The 20,100-nt window shown below is 59.8% G+C and carries 18 protein-coding genes; 7 read left to right on the forward strand and 11 right to left on the reverse strand.

Annotated elements, in window-relative coordinates; translation table 11 throughout:
- The first annotated feature begins 2 nt into the window (after nt 1-2).
- From mdtD to yccS, 4 genes are all read left to right on the forward strand, one after another.
- The gene (gene mdtD, locus AB4N85_RS19580; RefSeq protein WP_252868401.1) at nt 3-1,430 is read left to right on the forward strand and encodes a multidrug transporter subunit MdtD; all 1,428 of its coding nucleotides are present in this window, start codon (nt 3-5) and stop codon (nt 1,428-1,430) included.
- A 329-nt stretch (nt 1,431-1,759) separates the two neighbouring features.
- Nucleotides 1,760-3,097, forward strand: coding sequence for an ATP-dependent RNA helicase DbpA (gene dbpA, locus AB4N85_RS19585; RefSeq protein WP_252869572.1), 1,338 nt, complete (start codon nt 1,760-1,762; stop codon nt 3,095-3,097).
- A 153-nt stretch (nt 3,098-3,250) separates the two neighbouring features.
- On the forward strand, nt 3,251-4,429 hold the full coding sequence (locus AB4N85_RS19590) for a BaiN/RdsA family NAD(P)/FAD-dependent oxidoreductase (RefSeq protein WP_252868402.1): 1,179 nt from the start codon (nt 3,251-3,253) through the stop codon (nt 4,427-4,429).
- A 230-nt stretch (nt 4,430-4,659) separates the two neighbouring features.
- The gene (yccS, locus tag AB4N85_RS19595; RefSeq protein WP_252868403.1) at nt 4,660-6,852 is read left to right on the forward strand and encodes a YccS family putative transporter; all 2,193 of its coding nucleotides are present in this window, start codon (nt 4,660-4,662) and stop codon (nt 6,850-6,852) included.
- Nucleotides 6,853-6,963: 111 nt separating this feature from the next.
- Here the strand turns inward: yccS and AB4N85_RS19600 are convergent, their stop codons facing one another.
- Nucleotides 6,964-7,701 carry a substrate-binding periplasmic protein gene (locus tag AB4N85_RS19600; RefSeq protein WP_041476775.1) on the reverse strand — a complete coding sequence of 246 codons (738 nt, stop codon included), beginning with the start codon at nt 7,699-7,701 and terminating at the stop codon, nt 6,964-6,966.
- Nucleotides 7,702-7,956: 255 nt separating this feature from the next.
- On the opposite strand from AB4N85_RS19600, the gene AB4N85_RS19605 reads away from it, so the two are divergent.
- On the forward strand, nt 7,957-8,409 hold the full coding sequence (locus AB4N85_RS19605; protein ID WP_252868404.1) for a GNAT family N-acetyltransferase: 453 nt from the start codon (nt 7,957-7,959) through the stop codon (nt 8,407-8,409).
- 118 nt (nt 8,410-8,527) lie between these two features.
- Here AB4N85_RS19605 and AB4N85_RS19610 read toward each other — a convergent pair whose 3' ends face one another.
- The 3 genes from AB4N85_RS19610 to AB4N85_RS19620 are packed head-to-tail and all read right to left on the reverse strand — an operon-like array spanning nt 8,528 to nt 11,505.
- On the reverse strand, nt 8,528-8,824 hold the full coding sequence (locus tag AB4N85_RS19610; protein ID WP_016772794.1) for a winged helix-turn-helix domain-containing protein: 297 nt from the start codon (nt 8,822-8,824) through the stop codon (nt 8,528-8,530).
- An 18-nt stretch (nt 8,825-8,842) separates the two neighbouring features.
- Nucleotides 8,843-9,337: a YgjP-like metallopeptidase domain-containing protein gene (locus AB4N85_RS19615; protein ID WP_038861199.1), complete on the reverse strand. Its 495-nt coding sequence runs from the start codon at nt 9,335-9,337 to the stop codon at nt 8,843-8,845.
- A 44-nt stretch (nt 9,338-9,381) separates the two neighbouring features.
- Nucleotides 9,382-11,505 (reverse strand): putative bifunctional diguanylate cyclase/phosphodiesterase, encoded by a 2,124-nt coding sequence (locus AB4N85_RS19620; protein WP_252868405.1) that lies wholly within the window; start codon nt 11,503-11,505, stop codon nt 9,382-9,384.
- Between the two features lie 312 nt (nt 11,506-11,817).
- On the opposite strand from AB4N85_RS19620, the gene AB4N85_RS19625 reads away from it, so the two are divergent.
- On the forward strand, nt 11,818-12,486 hold the full coding sequence (locus tag AB4N85_RS19625) for a polysaccharide lyase family 7 protein (protein ID WP_016772792.1): 669 nt from the start codon (nt 11,818-11,820) through the stop codon (nt 12,484-12,486).
- Nucleotides 12,487-12,703: 217 nt separating this feature from the next.
- On the opposite strand, the gene AB4N85_RS19630 is transcribed toward AB4N85_RS19625, so the two are convergent.
- Entirely contained in the window at nt 12,704-12,862 is a 159-nt protein-coding gene (locus tag AB4N85_RS19630) for a ubiquitin-like protein (RefSeq protein ID WP_350571504.1), read from the reverse strand.
- Nucleotides 12,863-13,147: 285 nt separating this feature from the next.
- Here AB4N85_RS19630 and AB4N85_RS19635 point away from each other — a divergent pair, with 285 nt between their 5' ends.
- Nucleotides 13,148-13,495 carry a hypothetical protein gene (locus tag AB4N85_RS19635; RefSeq protein WP_252868406.1) on the forward strand — a complete coding sequence of 116 codons (348 nt, stop codon included), beginning with the start codon at nt 13,148-13,150 and terminating at the stop codon, nt 13,493-13,495.
- A 214-nt stretch (nt 13,496-13,709) separates the two neighbouring features.
- On the opposite strand, the gene fba is transcribed toward AB4N85_RS19635, so the two are convergent.
- The 6 genes from fba to tkt form a co-directional block, all read right to left on the reverse strand.
- Complete coding sequence (fba, locus tag AB4N85_RS19640) at nt 13,710-14,774, reverse strand: class II fructose-bisphosphate aldolase (protein ID WP_008081027.1); 1,065 nt, start codon at nt 14,772-14,774, stop codon at nt 13,710-13,712.
- A gap of 251 nt (nt 14,775-15,025) precedes the next feature.
- Nucleotides 15,026-15,358, reverse strand: coding sequence for an MliC family protein (locus AB4N85_RS19645; protein WP_064365344.1), 333 nt, complete (start codon nt 15,356-15,358; stop codon nt 15,026-15,028).
- Nucleotides 15,359-15,415: 57 nt separating this feature from the next.
- Nucleotides 15,416-15,637: a hypothetical protein gene (locus tag AB4N85_RS19650; protein WP_016772786.1), complete on the reverse strand. Its 222-nt coding sequence runs from the start codon at nt 15,635-15,637 to the stop codon at nt 15,416-15,418.
- Nucleotides 15,638-15,671: 34 nt separating this feature from the next.
- Nucleotides 15,672-16,835: a phosphoglycerate kinase gene (locus AB4N85_RS19655; RefSeq protein ID WP_016772785.1), complete on the reverse strand. Its 1,164-nt coding sequence runs from the start codon at nt 16,833-16,835 to the stop codon at nt 15,672-15,674.
- Nucleotides 16,836-16,847: 12 nt separating this feature from the next.
- Nucleotides 16,848-17,900 (reverse strand): erythrose-4-phosphate dehydrogenase, encoded by a 1,053-nt coding sequence (gene epd, locus AB4N85_RS19660; RefSeq protein ID WP_024014621.1) that lies wholly within the window; start codon nt 17,898-17,900, stop codon nt 16,848-16,850.
- A 166-nt stretch (nt 17,901-18,066) separates the two neighbouring features.
- Nucleotides 18,067-20,064: a transketolase gene (tkt, locus tag AB4N85_RS19665; protein WP_056786473.1), complete on the reverse strand. Its 1,998-nt coding sequence runs from the start codon at nt 20,062-20,064 to the stop codon at nt 18,067-18,069.
- Nucleotides 20,065-20,100: the final 36 nt, after the last annotated feature.

The following is a 20,100-nucleotide window of genomic DNA, read 5'->3' on the forward strand; positions in this document are numbered from 1 at the left end:
CCATGCCCAACCGCCCGCCTCTCGACGCCATCACCGCCCGCTGGTTGCCGTGGGTCGTCGCCATTGCGTTCTTCATGCAGTCCCTCGACGGGACCATCCTCAATACCGCGCTGCCGGCCATGGCCAGCGATCTGGCCGAAGACCCGTTGCGCATGCAGGGTGTGATCATCGCCTACATGCTCACCGTGGCCCTGCTGATCCCGGCCTCCGGCTGGATCGCCGACCGCTTCGGCACCAAGAAAATCTTCTTCGGCGCCATTCTGCTGTTCAGCTTCGGCTCGCTGCTCTGCGCTTTGTCCAGCAGTCTGAGCATGCTCATCGGTGCACGGGTGATTCAGGGCCTCGGCGGTGCGCTGATGTTGCCGGTCGGGCGGCTGGTGGTGCTGCGTGCGTACCCGCGCTCGGAACTGGTGCGAATCATGGGTTTCATCACCATTCCCGGCCTGCTCGGCCCGCTGATCGGCCCGACCATGGGCGGCTGGATGGTGGAATACGTGACGTGGCACTGGATCTTCCTGATCAATCTGCCGGTCGGGGTGATCGGCTGTTATGCGGTGTGGAAGTTCATTCCCGACCTGCGCGGCACGGAGCGCACCCGCTTCGACAGCCTCGGTTTTCTGCTGTTCGGCGCGGCGATGATCCTCATCACCATCGCCATGGAAGGTCTTGGCGAACTGCACCTGCCGCACCTGCGGGTGATGCTGCTGCTGTTCGCCGGCATGGCCTGTCTGGCGGCGTACTGGCTGCGCGCCGGGCACATCGAAAACCCGTTGTTCGCGCCGTCATTATTCAAGACCCGCACCTTCGCCGTCGGCATCCTCGGCAACCTGTTCGCGCGACTGGGCAGCGGCGCTTTGCCATTTCTGGTGCCGTTGTTGCTGCAAGTGGCGCTGGGTTATTCGCCCTCGCAAGCCGGGATGAGCATGTTGCCGCTGGCCGCTGCGGCGATGGTCGCCAAGTGGGTCGCGCGGCCGCTGATCGAACGCCTCGGCTATCGCATCGTGCTCACCGGCAACACCCTGGCGTTGGGGATCATGCTGGCGAGCATGGGTCTGGTCAGCGAACACACGCCGTACTGGCTGCTGCTATGCCTGCTGGCGGTGCTGGGGGCAATCAACTCGCTGCAATTCACCGCGATGAATACGGTGACGCTGATCGACCTCGACGATGCCAGCGCCAGTAGCGGCAACAGTTTGCTGTCGGTGGTCGCGCAATTGTCGCTGAGCCTCGGCGTGGCCTGCGCCGGCGCGCTGCTCGGCGGCTTCACTGCGAAGGTCGGCAACGATGGCGTGGAAACCGTACTCGGTGCGTTCCAGCTGACCTTCGTCACGGTCGGCGTGATGGCGATGCTGGCGGCGACGATCTTCTCGCAACTGTCGAAGGAAGACGGGCGCCGGGCGAAACGTCCACAAGAACACATCGAACACTGATTCTGCTGAAGGAGTTCTTTGACTTCTGTGGCGAGGGGATTTATCCCCGCTGGGTTGCGCAGCAGCCCCAAAAAGGTTGGATGCGGTCAGCCTGATGAATCGAGATGGCAGGTATTGGGGGTGCTGGGCACCCCATCGGGGATAAATCCCCTCGCCACAGATAAATCCCCTCGCCACAGGTAATCCCTGCCTCGGGTTCAATCGCTGTTCGTCCAGAACTGTCGAGGAAACCAGCACGGGGCTGCTACACTGCGCGACATTTTGTTTTGCAGGCCAGTCCCGTGACCACCATCGCCACCGCTTTTAATACTCTGCCGCTGTCCGCCGCCATGCTGGCTAACCTCGAATCACTCGGTTATGCCCAGATGACGCCGATCCAGGCGCAGAGCTTGCCGGTGATCCTCAAGGGGATGGACCTGATCGCCCAGGCCAAGACCGGCAGCGGCAAGACCGCCGCGTTCGGCATCGGCCTGCTCAACCCGATCAACCCGCGCTACTTCGGTTGCCAGGCACTGGTGATCTGCCCGACGCGTGAGCTGGCCGACCAGGTGGCCAAGGAAATCCGTCGTCTGGCCCGTGCCGAAGACAACATCAAGGTCCTGACCCTGTGCGGCGGCGTGTCGTTCGGCCCGCAGATCGCTTCGCTGGAGCACGGCGCGCACATCATCGTCGGCACCCCGGGGCGCATTCAGCAGCATTTGCGCAAGGGTTCGCTGGTGCTCGATGGCCTGAACACGCTGATCCTCGACGAAGCCGACCGCATGCTCGACATGGGCTTCTACGACGCGATCGAAGACATCATCATCAAGACCCCGGAGCGCCGGCAGACTCTGCTGTTCTCCGCGACCTACCCGGTGGGCATCAAGCAACTGGCCTCGAAATTCATGCGCGATCCGCAGACCGTCAAGGCTGAAGCCTTCCACGACGACACGCAGATCGAGCAGCGCTTCTACGAGATTTCCCCGGAAGAGCGCATGAGCGCGGTGACCAAAGTCCTGCACCACTTCCGTCCGGCGTCCTGCGTGGCGTTCTGCTTCACCAAGCAGCAAGTGCAGGAAACCGTCGATCACCTGACCGCCAAAGGCATTTCCGCTGTTGGCCTGCACGGCGATCTGGAACAGCGTGACCGCGATCAAGTACTGGCGATGTTCGCCAACCGCAGCACCTCGGTGCTGGTCGCCACCGACGTCGCAGCCCGTGGTCTGGATATCGATGCGCTGGACATGGTGATCAACGTCGAGCTGGCGCGCGATTCGGAAATCCACATCCACCGCGTCGGCCGTACCGGTCGCGCGGGCGAGAAAGGCATCGCCATCAGCCTGGTCGCGCCGTCCGAAGCGCATCGTGCGCAAGCCATCGAACAACTGCAGAAAGCGCCGCTGAACTGGGATCAGATCGACAACCTCAAGTCCCAGGGCCTGGCGCCGCTGCAACCGCCGATGACCACCCTGTGCATCGGCGCTGGCCGCAAAGACAAAGTGCGCCCGGGCGACATTCTTGGCGCACTGACCGGCGAAGCGGGCATTCCCGGTGCGCAGGTCGGCAAGATCGCGATCTTCGATTTCCAGGCCTACGTCGCTGTCGAGCGCACCGTGGCCATGCAGGCCTTGCAGCGCCTGAACGACGGCAAGATCAAGGGCCGCTCGTTGCGCGTGCGTATTCTGTAAGCGATCTTCCATCCATAGGAGATCCCCTGTGGGAGCGAGCCTGCTCGCGAATGCAATCTGTCAGTCGACATCATTGTTGAATGACACAACGCTTTCGCGAGCAGGCTCGCTCCCACAGTTTGTTTTGTAGCGACCCACCAAGAGGACACCGTTTTGCGCTCTACCGAAGTCGTGATCATTGGCGCTGGCGCGGCCGGCTTGATGTGTGCCCTGACCGCCGCCGGGCGCGGGCGTCAGGTGTTGCTGCTCGACCACGCGAACAAGGCCGGCAAGAAAATCCTCATGTCCGGCGGCGGTCGCTGCAATTTCACCAACATGTACACCGAACCGGGCAATTTCCTCTCGCAGAATCCGCATTTCTGCAAATCGGCGCTGGCGCGTTACACCCAGTGGGATTTCATCGGTCTGGTCGGCAAGCACGGCGTGCCGTACCACGAGAAGAAACTCGGCCAGTTGTTCTGCGATAACAAATCCAGCGACATCCTCGGCATGCTCCTTGATGAATGCGATCAGGCCGGCGTCGAGCTGCACCTGGACACCTCGATCCAGGCCATCGAAAAAACCGCCAGTGGTTATCTGCTCGACACCACCCTCGGCCAAGTCCAGTGCCAATCGCTGGTGATCGCCACCGGCGGCCTGTCGATTCCGACCCTGGGCGCTACCGGTTTCGGTTATCAGGTCGCCAAACAGTTCGGCCATGAACTGCTGCCGACCCGCGCCGGGCTGGTGCCGTTCACCATTACCGACCAGCTCAAGGAACTCTGCACCGAATTGTCCGGCACCTCGGTGGATTGTCTGGTCAGCTGCAATGACCAGAGCTTTCGCGAGAACATCCTCTTCACTCACCGTGGCCTCAGCGGCCCGGCGATTCTGCAGATTTCCTCGTTCTGGGAGTCTGGCGATACGGTAGAGATCAACCTGCTGCCGGATCACGACGCGGCGAGCTGGTTGCAACAGCAAGTCGCCGAGCGTCCGAACAGCGAGCTGAAGACTTTGCTTGGCGAGATCTTCACCAAGAAAATGGCCAACCTGCTGGCGGACAACTGGTTCGTTTCCAAACCGATGAAGCAGTACACCCACGCTGAACTGGCGGAGATTGCCGAGAAGCTCGGCAGCTGGAAGGTTGTGCCGGCGGGAACTGAAGGCTATCGCACGGCTGAGGTGACTCTGGGTGGCGTCGACACCCGCGAGGTGTCGTCGAAGACCATGGAATCGCTGAAAAGCCCGGGCCTGTACTTCATTGGTGAAGTGCTCGACGTCACCGGGCACTTGGGCGGCTTCAATTTCCAGTGGGCCTGGGCCTCGGGCTACGCTGCTGCGCAGTACGCTTAACTCAAGGCTAAATACAAAACCCTGTGGGAGCGAGCCTGCTCGCGAATGCGGTGTACCAGTCGACATCAATGTTGAATGACACTCCGCTTTCGCGAGCAGGCTCGCTCCCACAATGGTTTGTGGTGTAAGTAAAAGGAACACTTTTTGCTGTCAGATGTGCTCGGCGCCATTGCGTCGGCGTCATTACTGGCTCAATTTAGCGGCATCGCCTCGGAAGGCCTTCGCACTTCATGTCCTCGACCTCGTTTCGTCAGTCTTTGCGGCGCCTGTGGGCGCTGGATAAATTCAGCTACAGCGTGCGGGTATTCATCGCCCTGACCGGCAGCATGGCGCTGTGCTGGTATCAGGATGAAATGGGCCTGCTGATCCCGTTGTTCCTCGGCATCATCGCCAGCGCCCTGGCCGAGACCGACGACAGTTGGCAGGGTCGTCTCAACGCCCTCGCGGTGACACTGGTGTGTTTCAGCATCGCCGCGCTGTCGGTGGAATTGCTGTTTCCCTACCCGATCATTTTCGCCGTGGCCCTGGCGCTGGCCAGTTTCGGCCTGACCATGCTCGGTGCGCTGGGCGAGCGCTACGGTGCGATCGCCTCGGCGACGCTGATTCTGTCGGTGTACACAATGATCGGCGTTGATCAGCGCGGCGGCGCGGTCACTGATTTCTGGCACGAACCGATGCTGCTGGTCGCTGGTGCGGCGTGGTACGGCCTGCTCTCGGTGCTGTGGCAGGCGCTGTTTTCCAATCAACCGGTGCAGCAGAGCCTGGCGCGGCTGTTCCGCGAGCTGGGCCTGTATCTGAAGCTGAAATCTTCGCTGTTCGAGCCGATCCGGCAGATGGATGTCGAAGCCCGGCGGCTCGAACTGGCGCAGCAGAATGGCCGGGTGGTCGCCGCCCTGAACACGGCCAAGGAAATCATCCTGCATCGGGTCGGCAACGGTCGACCGGGCTCGAAAGTCAGCCGTTATCTGAAGCTGTATTTCCTCGCGCAGGACATTCACGAACGCGCCAGCTCTTCGCACTACCCGTATAACGCGCTGGCCGAGGCGTTCTTCCACAGCGACGTGCTGTTTCGCTGCCAGCGCCTGCTGCGCCAGCAAGGCAAGGCCTGCCGGGCCTTGGCCGAGTCAATCCAGATGCGCCAGCCGTTCATCTATGACGCCAGTTTCGCCGAAGCCCTGAACGACCTGCATGCCTCCCTCGAACACTTGCGCATCCAGAGCAATCCGGCATGGCGCGGCCTGCTGCGCTCGCTGCGCGCCTTGGCGGCCAACCTCGGCACCCTCGACCGCCTGCTCAGCGATGCCAGCAACCCCGATGCTCTGGCGGACGCCACCGACAGCAGCCTGCTCGACCGTTCACCGCGCAATCTCAAGGACGTATGGATTCGCCTGCGTACGCAACTGACGCCGACCTCGCTGCTGTTCCGCCATGCCCTGCGCTTGCCGCTGGCACTGAGCATCGGCTACGGCATGGTGCACCTGATCCACCCGTCGCAAGGCTACTGGATCATCCTCACCACGCTGTTCGTCTGCCAGCCGAACTACGGCGCCACCCGGCGCAAACTCGGCCAGCGGATCATCGGCACGGCCATTGGCCTGACGGTGGCGTGGGCGCTGTTCGATCTGTTCCCCAACCCGGTGGTGCAATCGTGCTTCGCCATCGCTGCCGGCGTGGTGTTCTTTACCAACCGCACCACCCGCTACACCCTGGCGACGGCGGCGATCACGATCATGGTGCTGTTCTGCTTCAATCAGGTCGGCGATGGCTACGGGCTGTTCCTGCCACGGCTGTTCGATACCCTGCTGGGCAGCCTGATCGCAGGTCTGGCGGTGTTCCTGTTCCTGCCGGACTGGCAGGGTCGGCGCCTGAACAAAGTGCTGGCCAACACCCTGACCTGCAACAGCATCTACCTGCGCCAGATCATGCAGCAATACGCCGCCGGCAAAAGCGATGACCTCGCTTATCGCCTGGCCCGACGCAACGCCCATAACGCTGACGCGGCGCTGTCGACGACACTGGCGAACATGCTCATGGAGCCGGGGCATTTCCGTAAGGAGGCGGATGTCGGCTTCCGCTTCCTGGTGCTATCGCACACGTTGCTCAGCTATTTGTCAGGGCTCGGCGCGCACCGTGAAACACAGTTGCCAGCGGAGGTGCGCGAGCATTTGATCGAAGGCGCCGGGGTGAAACTGGCGACCAGCATCGACGAAATCGCCCAAGGCCTGGCGAGCAAGCAGCCGATTGCGATTCAGAGTGATGACGAGGAAGCGCTGGCCAATGAGCTGGAGCAGATGCCGGACGAGATTGATGAGGGGCAGCGACTGGTGCAGACACAATTGGCGCTGATTTGCCGGCAGTTGGGGCCGCTTCGGACGTTAGCGGCGCATTTGATCAAGGACACTGCCGAAATCAGCGGCGCCTGAGACGACGCGTTCGCGAGCAGGCTCGCTCCCACAGGGTATGCATTTCAAATTGTGGGAGCGAGCCTGCTCGAGAAGAGGTCATCAGCCACAAAGAAATTGCCGGATCACCCTTCACATTCCATGCCGCCGCAATAACTTCTCATAAGTCCCGTCAGCCTTCATCGCCTCGATCGCTCGATCAAACCCGGCGACGATCTGCTCATGCTGCGGATTCTTCAGGCTGACCAGAATATGCAGGCTGTTCTCACTCAACGGCTTGGGTAAAAACTCCACCGAATTGCGTACCTTGGCCGATTCCCGCGCCAGGTAATACTTCGCTACGTACTCATCTTCAAGCGTCAGCTTGACCCGATCCGCCGCGAGCATGCGCACGCCCATGGCGAAGTTGTGCACAGGGACTTTCTGCATCGCCGTATCCGCATCGAAAGGGGCGGAATAGGCATACCCGCGCACCACGGCAATCGGGTAAGTGTGCAGTTGCTCGAGATTGCTGTAGTCGATGGGTGCGTCTTTGCGCTTGAGGAAGCGGATGCGGTTGATCAGGTACTCACCGGAAAACTGACCGATCTGTGTGCGTTCGTCGTTGTACCAGGCATTGACCAGTACGTCGTAACGCCCCTCGCCAATCCCCAGCAATGCTCGCGCCCACGGCACTTGTTCGTAACCGCTGGCATAACCGGCGCGAGCCAGTGCGGTGCTGACAATGTCGGTGGCCAGTCCACCGTTGACCAGTGCATCGTCGGTAAACGGCGGCCAATTATCGAACGCCAGCCGCAGCTTCTGCGCCGCAGCATCCTGGCCCAGCACCAGCAGTCCGATCAAAGCAACGGCTTGAAGCAATCGCAGCATGCTTGAACATCCTCAGCGGGCAACCGCCCGACGTGGTTTCACGTCAAAACCAAAGGCCCCTTACCGGCAAAACCCAAGCATTGAACATTAGCTCATGGGAACCAGTGCGCAGTGCTCTTGAGCAGATTACACAAAGTCTCGGCGGCCGCGAGAAAGGAATGGTGGCATTTTGACCTTTATCACAGACTGTTGCGCCATACAGACATATGGCGCAGCTGCGCTTAGTATCGGGCGACATGGTCAAGGAATCGAAAAATGACAATCGAGTGGATCTGCAAACATCATCGTGATCTGGGCAAAGAGCAGTTGTACGCATTGTTGAAGCTGCGCTCTGATGTATTCGTGGTCGAACAGAAATGCGCCTACCCGGATCTCGACGGCCAGGATCTGGAGGGCGATACCCATCACCTGATGGGCTGGGAGGATGATCAGTTGATGGCTTATCTGCGCCTGCTGGACCCGGAATCACAGGGCGGCGACGTGGTGATTGGCCGCGTGGTGACCGCGCCCGCCGGCCGTGGCAAAGGGCTGGGCCACGCGATGATGGAACAGGCGCTGAAGCAGGCCGAAAAGCACTGGCCGCAGGTGCCGATCTATTTGTCGGCGCAGGCGCATCTGCAGGGGTATTACGGCAGGTACGGGTTTGTCGTGGTGGGTGAGGAATATCTTGAGGATGACATTCCACATATCGGCATGCGTCGTTCTTGAGGGCCTCATCGCTGGCAAGCCAGCTCCCACAGGTTCATCGCTCGTTCACGAAAACCGTGTTCGCTGGAGATCCCTGTGGGAGCTGCCAGCGATTGCGTCAGTTCAGGCGCGGCTGGATTCAGGGGTATTCCAGCACCGCTTTTATCTGCCGCAAATTGCGCTCGATCCATCCGCGATCAATCGCTCCCCACTCACGAATCCGATAGCGCCCGGCATGATTGCGTGCGCCCTCTTCCTGTTCGAACTCGCAGATGATGTCCAGATCGGCCAGCGCGGCAATCGTGTCCTGCGCCGTGCGTCGCGGCATGCCAGTGACTTCGGTCAGCGTCGGCACACTCGGCGCCAGGCCGCTATCGATGAGATATGCCACGTACAAACGGCGATAGAAACTGCTCTTGGTCTTGCTGACGTCCATCCACACCTTCCTGATTGGTCAAGCCTGCATATCCCGCCACGTCAGGTACACACGCAGATCGAACTCGATCTGGTGATACCCCGGCAGCATGTGCTCGCACAGTTTATAGAACGCCTTGTTGTGATCCGACTCCTTGAAGTGCGCCAGCTCGTGCACCACGATCATCTTCAGAAAATCCGGCGCGGCGTCCTTGAACAGCGCGGCGATGCGGATTTCCTTGTTGGCCTTGAGCTTGCCGCCCTGCACCCGTGACACCGTGGTGTGCAGACCGAGCGCGCGGTGGGTCAGGTCGAGGCGGTTGTCGAACAGCACTTTGTCGATCGCCGGCGCATTACGCATGTACTGCTGCTTGAGATCCAGCGCGTAGCTGTACAAGGCCTTGTCGCTCTGCACGTCGTGTCGCCCTGAATAGCGCTGATTCAGGTATTCACCCAGACGCCCTTCGGCTATCAGTTGGCGCACCTGATCCTGCAATTGTGCGGGGTAGGCCTGGAGGTACTTCAACACAGTCATGGACGAGCGACGCGGTTCGAAAAGGGTACGCCAGTGTAGCGAATTCAACCGGGCAACGCGCTCCAGTCAAAGGGTTCGACGAAGCTGACCGCGTCTTCGGCGATCAACGGCCGCGCGACGAGGAAGCCCTGCACGTATTCGCAGCCATGGGCTTGCAGCCACAGATATTGCTCGAGGGTTTCCACTCCTTCGGCGATCACCAGCAGACCGTATTGCTTGCACAGGTCGATGACCATGCGCACCAGCGCCGCATCACGAGGCGAGTCCGGCAGGCGCGCGATCAAGTGGCGGTCGAGCTTCAGCGTGTCCAGCTCCAGATCGCGCAGATGCGCCAGCGAGCACGGCCCCGAACCAAAATCATCCAGCGCCACGCGCACCCCGAGATGACGCAGCAGCCGCAGTTGCTTGCGGGTTTCGTCCGGGTCTTGCATCAACGCTTCTTCGGTGACTTCGACTTCCAGTTGCCGCGGTTGCAGCGCATGGCGTTCCATGACTTGACGCAATTCAGTGACCAGATTCGGCAGGCCGAACTGGGTATTGCTCAGGCTCACGCCGAGCACCAGATCTTCAGCGAACAAGGTTTCCCAGGCTTTACGCTGACCGGCGCCACGGTGATAGATCCAGCTGCCGAGGCGACTGATCAAGCGCGCCTCTTCCAGCAATGGCAGAAACAACCCCGGCGGCACATCGCCGACGCTCGGATGCTGCCAGCGCAGCAACGCCTCGAACCCACGGATCTGTCCGCTGCCGATCGCCACCTGCGGCTGATAGACCAGATTGAAATCGCGATTCTCGATGGCCTCGCGCACGCTGTCTTCCAGCATCAGACGCGAGCGTGCGCGGCCGTTCATTTCAGGGTCATAGAAACGATATTGCTGACGCCCGGCGCGCTTGGCCTCGTACATAGCGATGTCCGAGGCGCGCAGCAAGCCGTCGAGATTGCGCCCACAGTCAGGATAGGTGGCGATGCCGATACTGGCGCCAAGAACGATATCCAGACCTTCGATCTGCTGACACACCGATACCCGTTCGATGAGTTTTTCGGCAATCTTCGCCGCTTGCTCGGGGAATTCCAGATCCAGCAGCGCGGTGAATTCATCGCCGCCCATGCGCGCGAGAATATCGAACGGCCGCAGGCACGCTTTCAATTGCTCGGAAACCCAGCGCAACACGCGGTCGCCGGCATCGTGACCGAGGGAATCGTTGACCCGTTTGAAGCCGTCGAGATCGAGGTAGAGCAACACCCAACTGCTGTCGCTGCGTTCGCCGCGCAACAGCAGGTTTTCCACGGTCTGGTAGAACCCGCGCCGGTTGAGCAGACCGGTCAGCGGATCGGTCACCGCCTGGAACTCCAGTTGCTGGTGCAAGTGACGCACCACCGACATGTCCAGCACCGTCACCACCATCGCATGCTGCTCCGAGGGCAGCGGCGCGCAGGACAAGGCCACCGGCACTTGCTGCCCGGGCGCAGTACGCAACAACGCATCATGCAGGCGCAGGGTTTCACCGCGTTGGTAGCCGGCGTAGAACTCGGAATCGGCCCACAGGGGAATGTGTGGCTTCTGCAGGAAATCGAGAAACTCCTTGCCTTCCAGATCCTTCACCGGCGCATTGAGCAACCGCGAAATCGCCGGATTGGCGAAGCGGATCACGCCGTCCTCGCTCAACACCAGAATGCCTTCGGCGGCGTTGTCCAGCACCGAGGCATTGAAGGCGCGCGCCACTTCCAGGTCATGACTCAGGCGTTGCAAGGCACGGCGATTGCGCTGGTGCTCGAGCAGCGCCTGGACCTTGGGCTTGAGGATTTGCGGATCGAACGGCTTGAACAGGTAATCCACCGCGCCGCTGGCATAGCCTTTGATCACGGCGTCCTGAGATTGCTCGTTGGCGGTGAGGAAAATGATCGGCGTCAGCCGCGTGCGCTGGCTGCCGCGCATCAGCCGCGCGACCTCGAAACCGTCCATGCCGGGCATCTGCACATCGAGCAGGACCAGGTCGATATCGTGTTCGAGCAAAAGGTTCAGCGCCTCGAAACCGGAGGCGGCGGTCATCACGTGCCAATCCTGACGCTGCAGCAACGCGCGCATGCTGATCAGATTTTCGGGGTAATCATCGACGATCAAAAGGACCGAGCTGCCTTCACCTGGCTGGGGTTGCGCGCATTCCATGCTGCTTCTCTTATCGGGACCGGTTGCCGGCAAAACCATAGACGTACTGAGCCTTCACTCTAGACGCGGATCAGTGAAAGCAGAAGCTGTCATCCCGCCATCATTTAAACAATGCTCAACCCAGCCGACTAACGGTCACCGCTACAGCCCCCGAAAACCGGGCGGGATGGCATTTCGACAGGACTTTGACGTCAAGTAATCGCCGGACGGGCATTAACAAAAATTGCCGCTACGCTTATAAAGACGCCCGAAAACGCGCGGGCTAGAGCTTCTGGCACCGGCGTTCCGGATGAATTGATTGGAAGAACCGTCATGATCGACCTCGCAACCTGGAACCTCAGCGTTCCTGTTGGCAGCCCGCCGTACACCGTCGAAACCTCGAAACTGGTGGATGGCTTCAAGGATCAGTACTTCCATTCCGACACCGGCACCCTGTTCTTCTGGTCCCCGGTGACTGGCTCGAAAACCGAAAACGCCATCTACCCGCGTACCGAACTGCGCGAAACCTACAGCAACGGCACCCTGCGCAACTGGTACTACCCGGACGCCGACAACCTGCTGCGCGCCACCCTCGCGGTGAACAAGGTGCCGAGCTCGGGCAAGATCGTCATCGGCCAGATTCACGCGTACGAAAGCCAGCGGCCGATGGTCAAGCTCGAATACCAGTACAAGGAAAAAACCCAGACCGGCAATCTGGTGATCAAAGTGCGCATGCGCCCGGACGACGCCGAAAGCCGCGTCATCACCCTCGCCACCGGCGTCAAGCTTGATCGCGAATTCAACTACCTCATCCACTTGAGCCCCGGCGGTGCCCTGGGCGTGAGTGCGGCGGGCTATCAGTGGGACTCCCAGATCAGCGCGACCTGGCGCGACAAGCCGCTGTACTTCAAGGCCGGCGTGTATGTGCAGGACAACACCGGCTATACCAGTGAGGGTGGGCAGGTGACGTTTACCAAACTGGATATTGATCACGACAAGTAGCTTACGTCCTCCTGTAAGAGCCACTGCGGGCTACGATCTTTTGATTGTTTTGGATGCTGAAAAGACAAATCGAAAGATCGCACCTCAGCGAGATCGGATTGATCTTCAAAATCCTTTCCGCATCACCGGACGTTCAATAACCGGATCTACAGCTCGGCGGTCACAAAAAACAATACAGCGGAAGCCGTGATTACCGTTCTACCATCTAAGGACCAAGTCAAGAACTGCTCCTTTTTTTCTTGTAGTCAGACAATGCTCGACCATCGTCGAGCTGTTTGCCAGCAAAAATCAGGCGTTGCTGATCGGGTGAAATACCCTCTTTATCTTGAATTTTTGCTTTTACGTTTTCTATGGTGTCCAACGGCTCAGCATGCACCAGACCTATTGAATAATGTTAAATAGCATCTATGACCCTCATCGACAAAGGGACCGATAAACGGGACACGCCGATACATCGAACTCCTCCAGTAACCCCGCAGACTATTTCACTGGCTCATCCCACAGATCAAAAAATTAAGTTCGCACGCATCATCCATAGCTAAATATTATAAATAACTGTCATTTATATCAGGTTACCTGCAAGCCTTTCTTGCCTAATCTCATGAACGCAACAGGAGACATCCTATTTGACTTTAATACTCGAATGCAGAAGGTGAACATCATGAAAACTTACAATGGCTTCGTATTCAACGCTAGTGAGCAACATGCCGCCACACTTAAATTTGACGATCTAGGCCAGCAAAACGGCAATATAAGCAAAGGCTACATGGACTATTGCGGACTAGATTTCATCGTCTCTGGCACCTATACAAAACCCACCAGGTCTTTTAATCTTCAAGCGAAATCAGATGCCACGAAAAGAGATGAGCTTAACCATGGCCCAAGCTCTCTCTCGATCAAGATGAAATCGTCTGACGGGACCGACAGCTACTTGGAAGGTACAGTTAAAGTTGAATCAGGTGGGCCGAATGTCGGCCAGACATACGGAATCAAATTCACAAGAAGCTGACTTTTTTATTACCGATAAAACTGGATAAATCAGTTAACCTCAACGTTTATCTCATCCTTCCGATGACGCGGATAGATCGCCTCCAGCGAGATCTGCTGAATCTTCGAAGCATTATAAATTGCTCTTACTTTAAATCACTTCGTCAGGCGTAATAGTTGCCCACAAAAAACCCGCCTCTCGGCGGGTTTCTTTTTAATCAGCTCAACGCTCAGGCTCAGTTAACCTTGGCGTTCAACTCACCCTTCAGATAACGCTGGTACATCGCTTCCAGCGAGATCGGTTTGATCTTCGAAGCATTACCGGCAGTACCGAACGCTTCATAACGTGCGATACATACATCGCGCATTGCGGTCACGGTGGCGCCGAAGAATTTACGTGGGTCGAATTCGCTCGGGTTGGTGGCCATCAGGCGACGCATGGCGCCAGTGGAGGCCAGGCGCAGGTCGGTGTCGATGTTGACCTTGCGCACGCCGTGCTTGATGCCTTCGACGATTTCTTCAACCGGGACGCCGTAGGTTTCTTTGATATCGCCGCCGTACTGGTTGATGATCGCCAGCCACTCTTGCGGAACCGAAGACGAACCGTGCATCACCAGGTGGGTATTCGGGATGCGCTTGTGGATTTCCTTGATGCGGTCGATCGCCAGCACGTCGCCGGTGGGTGGCTTGGTGAACTTGTAGGCGCCGTGGCTGGTGCCGATGGCGATGGCCAGGGCGTCGACCTGGGTGCGCTTGACGAAGTCAGCGGCTTCTTCCGGGTCGGTCAGCATCTGGCTGTGATCCAGAACGCCTTCAGCGCCGATGCCATCTTCTTCACCGGCCATGCCGGTTTCCAGCGACCCCAGGCAACCCAGCTCGCCCTCTACCGAAACGCCGCAGGCGTGGGCCATGGCTACGGTTTGTTGGGTAACGCGGACGTTGTAGTCGTAGTCGGTCGGGGTCTTGCCGTCTTCGCCCAGCGAGCCGTCCATCATCACCGAGCTGAAGCCCAGTTGAATCGAACGCTGGCAGACGTCAGGGCTGGTGCCGTGGTCCTGGTGCATGCACACCGGGATGTGCGGGAATTCTTCGATCGCGGCCAGGATCAAGTGACGCAGGAACGGTGCGCCGGCGTATTTGCGGGCGCCGGCCGAAGCCTGGACGATCACCGGGGAGTCAGTCTTGTCAGCGGCTTCCATGATGGCGCGCATCTGCTCAAGGTTGTTGACGTTGAAGGCTGGAACGCCGTAGCCGAACTCGGCTGCGTGGTCCAGCATCTGGCGCATGCTGATAAGTGCCATTGTGTGTGTCTCTCCCGGTTGAGGGTCGTTGATCGTGCCAGCCTGCCGAAGCGGCGGCGGCTATTCAAGTTAATGCAGATCGGGGGTTGAGGCCCGACCTGGTGATTCGGTAAAGCAAATTCCAAGAACTACACAGATCCCCTGTGGGAGCGAGCCTGCTCGCGAAAGCAATCTTGCAGTCGCTGATGCAGTGCCTGCCAGGCCGCTTTCGCGAGCAGGCTCGCTCCCACAGTAGAACTGTGGTGTGTCAATTACTGCGCCTTGCAACCACGGCCAATCAGGTCATTGGTGGCGACCCAGTACACCAGGCCTTCGTCACCCTTGACGTGAAACGCCAGCATGCCATCGCTGTACAGCGTGCCAGAGGCGCCCGGCTCTTCTTTCAGGCGATAGACCTGATCACCGCCGCCGAGGCGAACGTCGACTTCCTTCTGGCCGGCATCGGCGTAACGCCACAACACCTTGGCCTGACTGTCGCAGGTCCAGGTCGTCCAGTTGTCTGCCGGGGCCGACGACTGAAACAGGTTCAACTGCGCGCAACCACCCAACAATGCCAACGCCGCAACGGCGATCAAGCCTTTCATCCGTGTTCCTCGGCTGACGACGCATGCCGCCAGCCCTGAGTTAAAGAGTCAGACCCGTCAAGGACAACCATGTTCCTTGACCGGGGTTTGCGTCTCGTATTTGTCCAGGCCGTCCGGCCCCGAGCGCTTGTTCAGCACCGGGTTGGTTTCGGCCTGCCAGTCGGCCTGATAACAGCCCTTCTGCGGCTCGCTCGGTGCTGGCGTCGCGTCAGCCTTCGGGGTGCTCCCGCAGGCCGCCAGCGTACCGGTCAGCAACAACAGCGCTAACGACTTGACCATGTGAACACTCCTTTGCCTGGCCAAACGGGCGGCCTCAGGCCTTGGCCCGGCTTTCCAGGACTTCAACGGCAGGCAGCACCTTGCCCTCGACGAATTCGAGGAACGCGCCACCACCGGTGGAAATGTAGGAGATCTGCTCAGCCACGCCATATTTATCGATCGCCGCCAGGGTGTCGCCACCGCCCGCGATGGAGAATGCCGAGCTTTCGGCGATAGCCTGGGCCAGCACTTTGGTGCCGTTGCCGAACTGATCGAACTCGAACACGCCAACCGGGCCGTTCCACAGAATGGTTTTCGACGATTTCAGCAGCTCGGCGAAATTGGCTGCAGTTTGCGGACCGATGTCGAGAATCATGTCGTCAGCCGCCACGTCAGCGATCAGCTTGACGGTCGCTTCAGCGCTTTCGGCAAATTCCTTGGCGACCACAACGTCAACCGGCAACGGTACGCTGACTTTGGCAGCGATTTCACGGGCGGTGTCGAGCAGGTCCGGTTCGTACAGCGACTTGCCGACCGGGTGACCAGCCGCCGCGAGGAAGGTGTTGGCGATGCCGCCGCCGACGATCAGTTGATCGCAGATCTGGCTCAGGCTGTTCAGCACGTCGAGTTTGGTCGACACCTTGGAGCCGGCAACGATGGCTGCCATTGGCTTGGCCGGCGCGCCGAGGGCTTTGCCCAGTGCATCCAGCTCAGCGGCCAGCAACGGGCCGGCGGCAGCGACTTTGGCGAACTTGGCTACACCATGGGTCGAACCCTCGGCGCGGTGAGCAGTACCGAAAGCATCCATCACGAACACATCGCACAGGGCTGCGTATTGCTGGGCCAGGTCGTCGGCGTTCTTCTTCTCGCCCTTGTTGAAGCGTACGTTTTCGAACAGCACGATGTCGCCAGCCTTGACCTCCACGCCACCGAGGTAGTCAGCCACCAGCGGCACTTCGCGGCCCAGCGCTTTGCTCAGGTAGTCGGCGACAGGTTTCAGGCTGTTTTCGGCGGAGAACTCGCCTTCGGTCGGACGGCCCAGGTGCGAGCAGACCATCACCGCCGCGCCTTTTTCCAGGGCCAGCTTGATGGTCGGCAGCGAAGCCAGGATGCGCGCGTCGCTAGTGACAACACCGTCCTTGACGGGGACGTTGAGGTCTTCGCGGATCAATACGCGCTTACCTTGCAGATCGAGGTCGGACATCTTCAACACGGTCATGGGTCGCACTTCCTACGGTTTTTTTGAAGTTGCTGTTTGCAGATAGTGATCTGCAACGTCCAGCATTCGGTTGGCAAAACCCCACTCGTTGTCGAACCAGGCCAGGATGTTCACCAGTTTGGGGCCGGAAACTCGGGTCTGGCTGGCATCGACGATGGCCGAATGTGGGTCATGGTTGAAATCACAGCTGGCGTGCGGCAACTCGGTATAGGCCAGAAGGCCTTTGAGCGGGCCGCTGGTGGCGGCTTCGCGCAGGATCCGGTTGACCTCATTGGCGTCAGTCGCCGTGGCGGTCTGCATCGTGATGTCGAGGCAGGACACGTTGACTGTCGGCACGCGCACGGCTTTGGCCTGAATTCGCCCGGCAAGTTCCGGCAGCAGGCGCTCGATACCACGCGCCAGACCAGTGGACACCGGGATCACCGACTGGAACGCCGAACGCGTGCGGCGCAGGTCTTCGTCATGATAAGCGTCGATCACCGGCTGATCGTTCATTGCCGAGTGAATCGTGGTGATCGACACGTAATCCAGACCGATCGCCTGATCGAGCAGGCGCAGCAGCGGCACGCCGCAATTTGTCGTGCAGGAGGCATTGGACACCAGCAGTTCGTCGCCGGTCAGGCAGTCCTGATTGACGCCGTAGACGATGGTGGCGTCGACATCCGCTTCGCTGGCCATCGGCTGCGAAAACAGCACGCGCGGTGCGCCGGCGTCGAGAAAACGCTGGCCATCGGCACGGGTGTGGTAAGCGCCGGAGCACTCAAGCACCAGATCGACGCCCAGCGACGCCCAATCGATGCCTTCGGGGGTGGCACTGCGCAGGACCTTCACGCAGTCGCCATTGATATGCAGACAATCGCCTTCAACCCGCACTTCGCCGGGAAAGCGGCCGTGGGTGGAGTCGAAGCGTGTCAGGTATTCGATGCTGGCCATGTCGGCCAGATCGTTGATCGCGACAATTTCAAACCCGGCCTTCGCGCCGCGCTCGAACAACGCCCGCAAGACGCAACGACCAATGCGGCCGTAGCCGTTGAGTGCAACTTTGTAGGGACGCGGTTGAGGCATGGGGTTCTCGATAGATTCGCTAACAACACAACCCCATGTAGGAGCTGACGAGTGAAACGAGGCTGCGATCTTTTGATCTTGTTTTTAAGATCAAGATCAAAAGATCGCAGCCTTCGGCAGCTCCTACAGGGGAACGCGGCGGCCAGGGCCACCGCATTCGTACTGCTTAGTCTTCCAGCAGCTCTTCAGCCTGACCGAGGATGTTTTCCAGGGTGAAGCCGAACTCTTCGAACAATGCCGAAGCCGGCGCCGACTCACCGTAGGTGGTCATGCCGATCACACGACCTTCCAGACCCACGTACTTGAACCAGAAATCGGCGTGGGCCGCTTCGATGGCGATACGCGCGCTGACCTGCAATGGCAGAACCGACTGCTTGTACTCCGCATCCTGAGCATCGAACGCGCTGGTGCAAGGCATCGAAACCACGCGAACCTTGCGGCCCTGCTCGGTCAGTTTGTCGAAGGCCTGTACGGCCAGACCGACTTCCGAACCGGTGGCGATCAGGATCAGCTCAGGCTCGCCTGCGCAATCCTTGAGCACATAACCGCCACGGCTGATGTTGGCAATCTGGCCAGCATCGCGTTCCTGGTGCTGCAGGTTCTGCCGGGAGAAGATCAGCGCCGACGGGCCGTCCTTGCGCTCCAGAGCGTTTTTCCAGGCCACTGCCGATTCCACGGCATCGGCTGGACGCCAGGTGTCGAGGTTCGGCGTGCTGCGCAGGCTGGTCAATTGCTCGATCGGCTGGTGCGTCGGGCCGTCTTCGCCCAGACCGATAGAGTCGTGGGTGTACACGTGAATCACACGCTTCTTCATCAAAGCCGACATACGTACGGCGTTGCGTGCGTATTCCATGAACATCAGGAAGGTCGCGCCGTAAGGCACCAGACCGCCGTGCAGGGCGACGCCGTTCATGATCGCGGTCATGCCGAACTCGCGCACGCCGTAGTACATGTAGTTGCCGCTGGCATCTTCAGCGCTGACGCCTTTGCAGCCTTTCCACAGGGTCAGGTTGGAGCCGGCGAGGTCAGCCGAACCGCCGAGCATTTCCGGCAGCAGCGGGCCGAACGCGTTGAGGGTGTTCTGGCTGGCTTTGCGGCTGGCGATGGTTTCGCCCTTGGCGGCGACTTCGGCGATGTAAGCCGAGGCTTTTTCCGAGAAGTCGGCCGGCAGTTCGCCGCTCAGACGACGAATCAGCTCGTTGGCTTCAGTCGGGAATGCAGCGGAGTAAGCGGCGAAACGCTGGTCCCATTCGGCTTCGACCGCGCGGCCAGCTTCTTTGGCATCCCACTCGGCATAGATGTCGGCCGGGATTTCGAACGGGCCGTGGTTCCAGTTCAATGCCTGACGGGTCAGGGCGATTTCTGCGTCACCCAATGGGGCGCCGTGGCAATCTTCCTTGCCCTGCTTGTTCGGCGAACCGAAACCGATGGTGGTCTTGCAGCAGATCAGCGTCGGTTGAGCGCTCTTGCGTGCGGTTTCGATGGCGGTCTTGATCTCTTCCGGATCGTGGCCGTCGACGTTGCGGATCACCTGCCAGTTGTAGGCTTCGAAACGCTTCGGCGTGTCATCGGTGAACCAGCCTTCGACTTCACCGTCGATGGAAATGCCATTGTCATCGTAGAAGGCAATCAGCTTGCCCAGGCCCAGCGTGCCGGCCAGGGAGGCGACCTCGTGGGAAATGCCTTCCATCATGCAGCCATCACCGAGGAACACGTAGGTGTGGTGGTCAACGATGTTGTGGCCGGGACGGTTGAACTGCGCGCCCATGACTTTTTCAGCCAGAGCGAAACCGACGGCGTTGGCCAGACCCTGACCCAGCGGGCCGGTGGTGGTTTCGACGCCCGGGGTGTAACCGAATTCCGGGTGGCCTGGAGTGCGGCTGTGCAGTTGACGGAACTGCTTGAGGTCGTCGATCGACAGGTCGTAGCCGGTCAGGTGCAGCAGCGAGTAGATCAACATCGAGCCGTGACCGTTGGACAGCACGAAGCGGTCACGGTCGGCGAACGACGGGTTGCTCGGGTTGTGCTTGAGGTAGTCGCGCCACAGCACTTCGGCAATATCTGCCATACCCATAGGGGCACCGGGATGGCCGCTGTTGGCTTTTTGCACGGCATCCATGCTGAGGGCACGAATGGCGTTGGCACGCTCACGACGGCTAGGCATCGCTGATCTCCTGGGTGTGAATAGACTGAAACGGAA

Source organism: Pseudomonas sp. H1_G08 (genome assembly GCF_054681355.1).

Bases quoted from the DNA above. Each gene is read 5' to 3' on its own strand.
- mdtD (WP_252868401.1), top strand. From the start codon at position 3: ATGCCCAACCGCCCGCCTCTCGACGCCATCACCGCCCGCTGGTTGCCG.
- dbpA (WP_252869572.1), top strand. From the start codon at position 1,760: ATGCTGGCTAACCTCGAATCACTCGGTTATGCCCAGATGACGCCGATC.
- yccS (WP_252868403.1), top strand. From the start codon at position 4,660: ATGTCCTCGACCTCGTTTCGTCAGTCTTTGCGGCGCCTGTGGGCGCTG.
- AB4N85_RS19600 (WP_041476775.1), bottom strand. From the start codon at position 7,701: ATGCTGCGATTGCTTCAAGCCGTTGCTTTGATCGGACTGCTGGTGCTG.
- AB4N85_RS19605 (WP_252868404.1), top strand. From the start codon at position 7,957: ATGACAATCGAGTGGATCTGCAAACATCATCGTGATCTGGGCAAAGAG.
- AB4N85_RS19610 (WP_016772794.1), bottom strand. From the start codon at position 8,824: ATGGACGTCAGCAAGACCAAGAGCAGTTTCTATCGCCGTTTGTACGTG.
- AB4N85_RS19615 (WP_038861199.1), bottom strand. From the start codon at position 9,337: ATGACTGTGTTGAAGTACCTCCAGGCCTACCCCGCACAATTGCAGGAT.
- AB4N85_RS19620 (WP_252868405.1), bottom strand. From the start codon at position 11,505: ATGGAATGCGCGCAACCCCAGCCAGGTGAAGGCAGCTCGGTCCTTTTG.
- AB4N85_RS19625 (WP_016772792.1), top strand. From the start codon at position 11,818: ATGATCGACCTCGCAACCTGGAACCTCAGCGTTCCTGTTGGCAGCCCG.
- AB4N85_RS19635 (WP_252868406.1), top strand. From the start codon at position 13,148: ATGAAAACTTACAATGGCTTCGTATTCAACGCTAGTGAGCAACATGCC.
- fba (WP_008081027.1), bottom strand. From the start codon at position 14,774: ATGGCACTTATCAGCATGCGCCAGATGCTGGACCACGCAGCCGAGTTC.
- AB4N85_RS19645 (WP_064365344.1), bottom strand. From the start codon at position 15,358: ATGAAAGGCTTGATCGCCGTTGCGGCGTTGGCATTGTTGGGTGGTTGC.
- AB4N85_RS19650 (WP_016772786.1), bottom strand. From the start codon at position 15,637: ATGGTCAAGTCGTTAGCGCTGTTGTTGCTGACCGGTACGCTGGCGGCC.
- AB4N85_RS19655 (WP_016772785.1), bottom strand. From the start codon at position 16,835: ATGACCGTGTTGAAGATGTCCGACCTCGATCTGCAAGGTAAGCGCGTA.
- epd (WP_024014621.1), bottom strand. From the start codon at position 17,900: ATGCCTCAACCGCGTCCCTACAAAGTTGCACTCAACGGCTACGGCCGC.
- tkt (WP_056786473.1), bottom strand. From the start codon at position 20,064: ATGCCTAGCCGTCGTGAGCGTGCCAACGCCATTCGTGCCCTCAGCATG.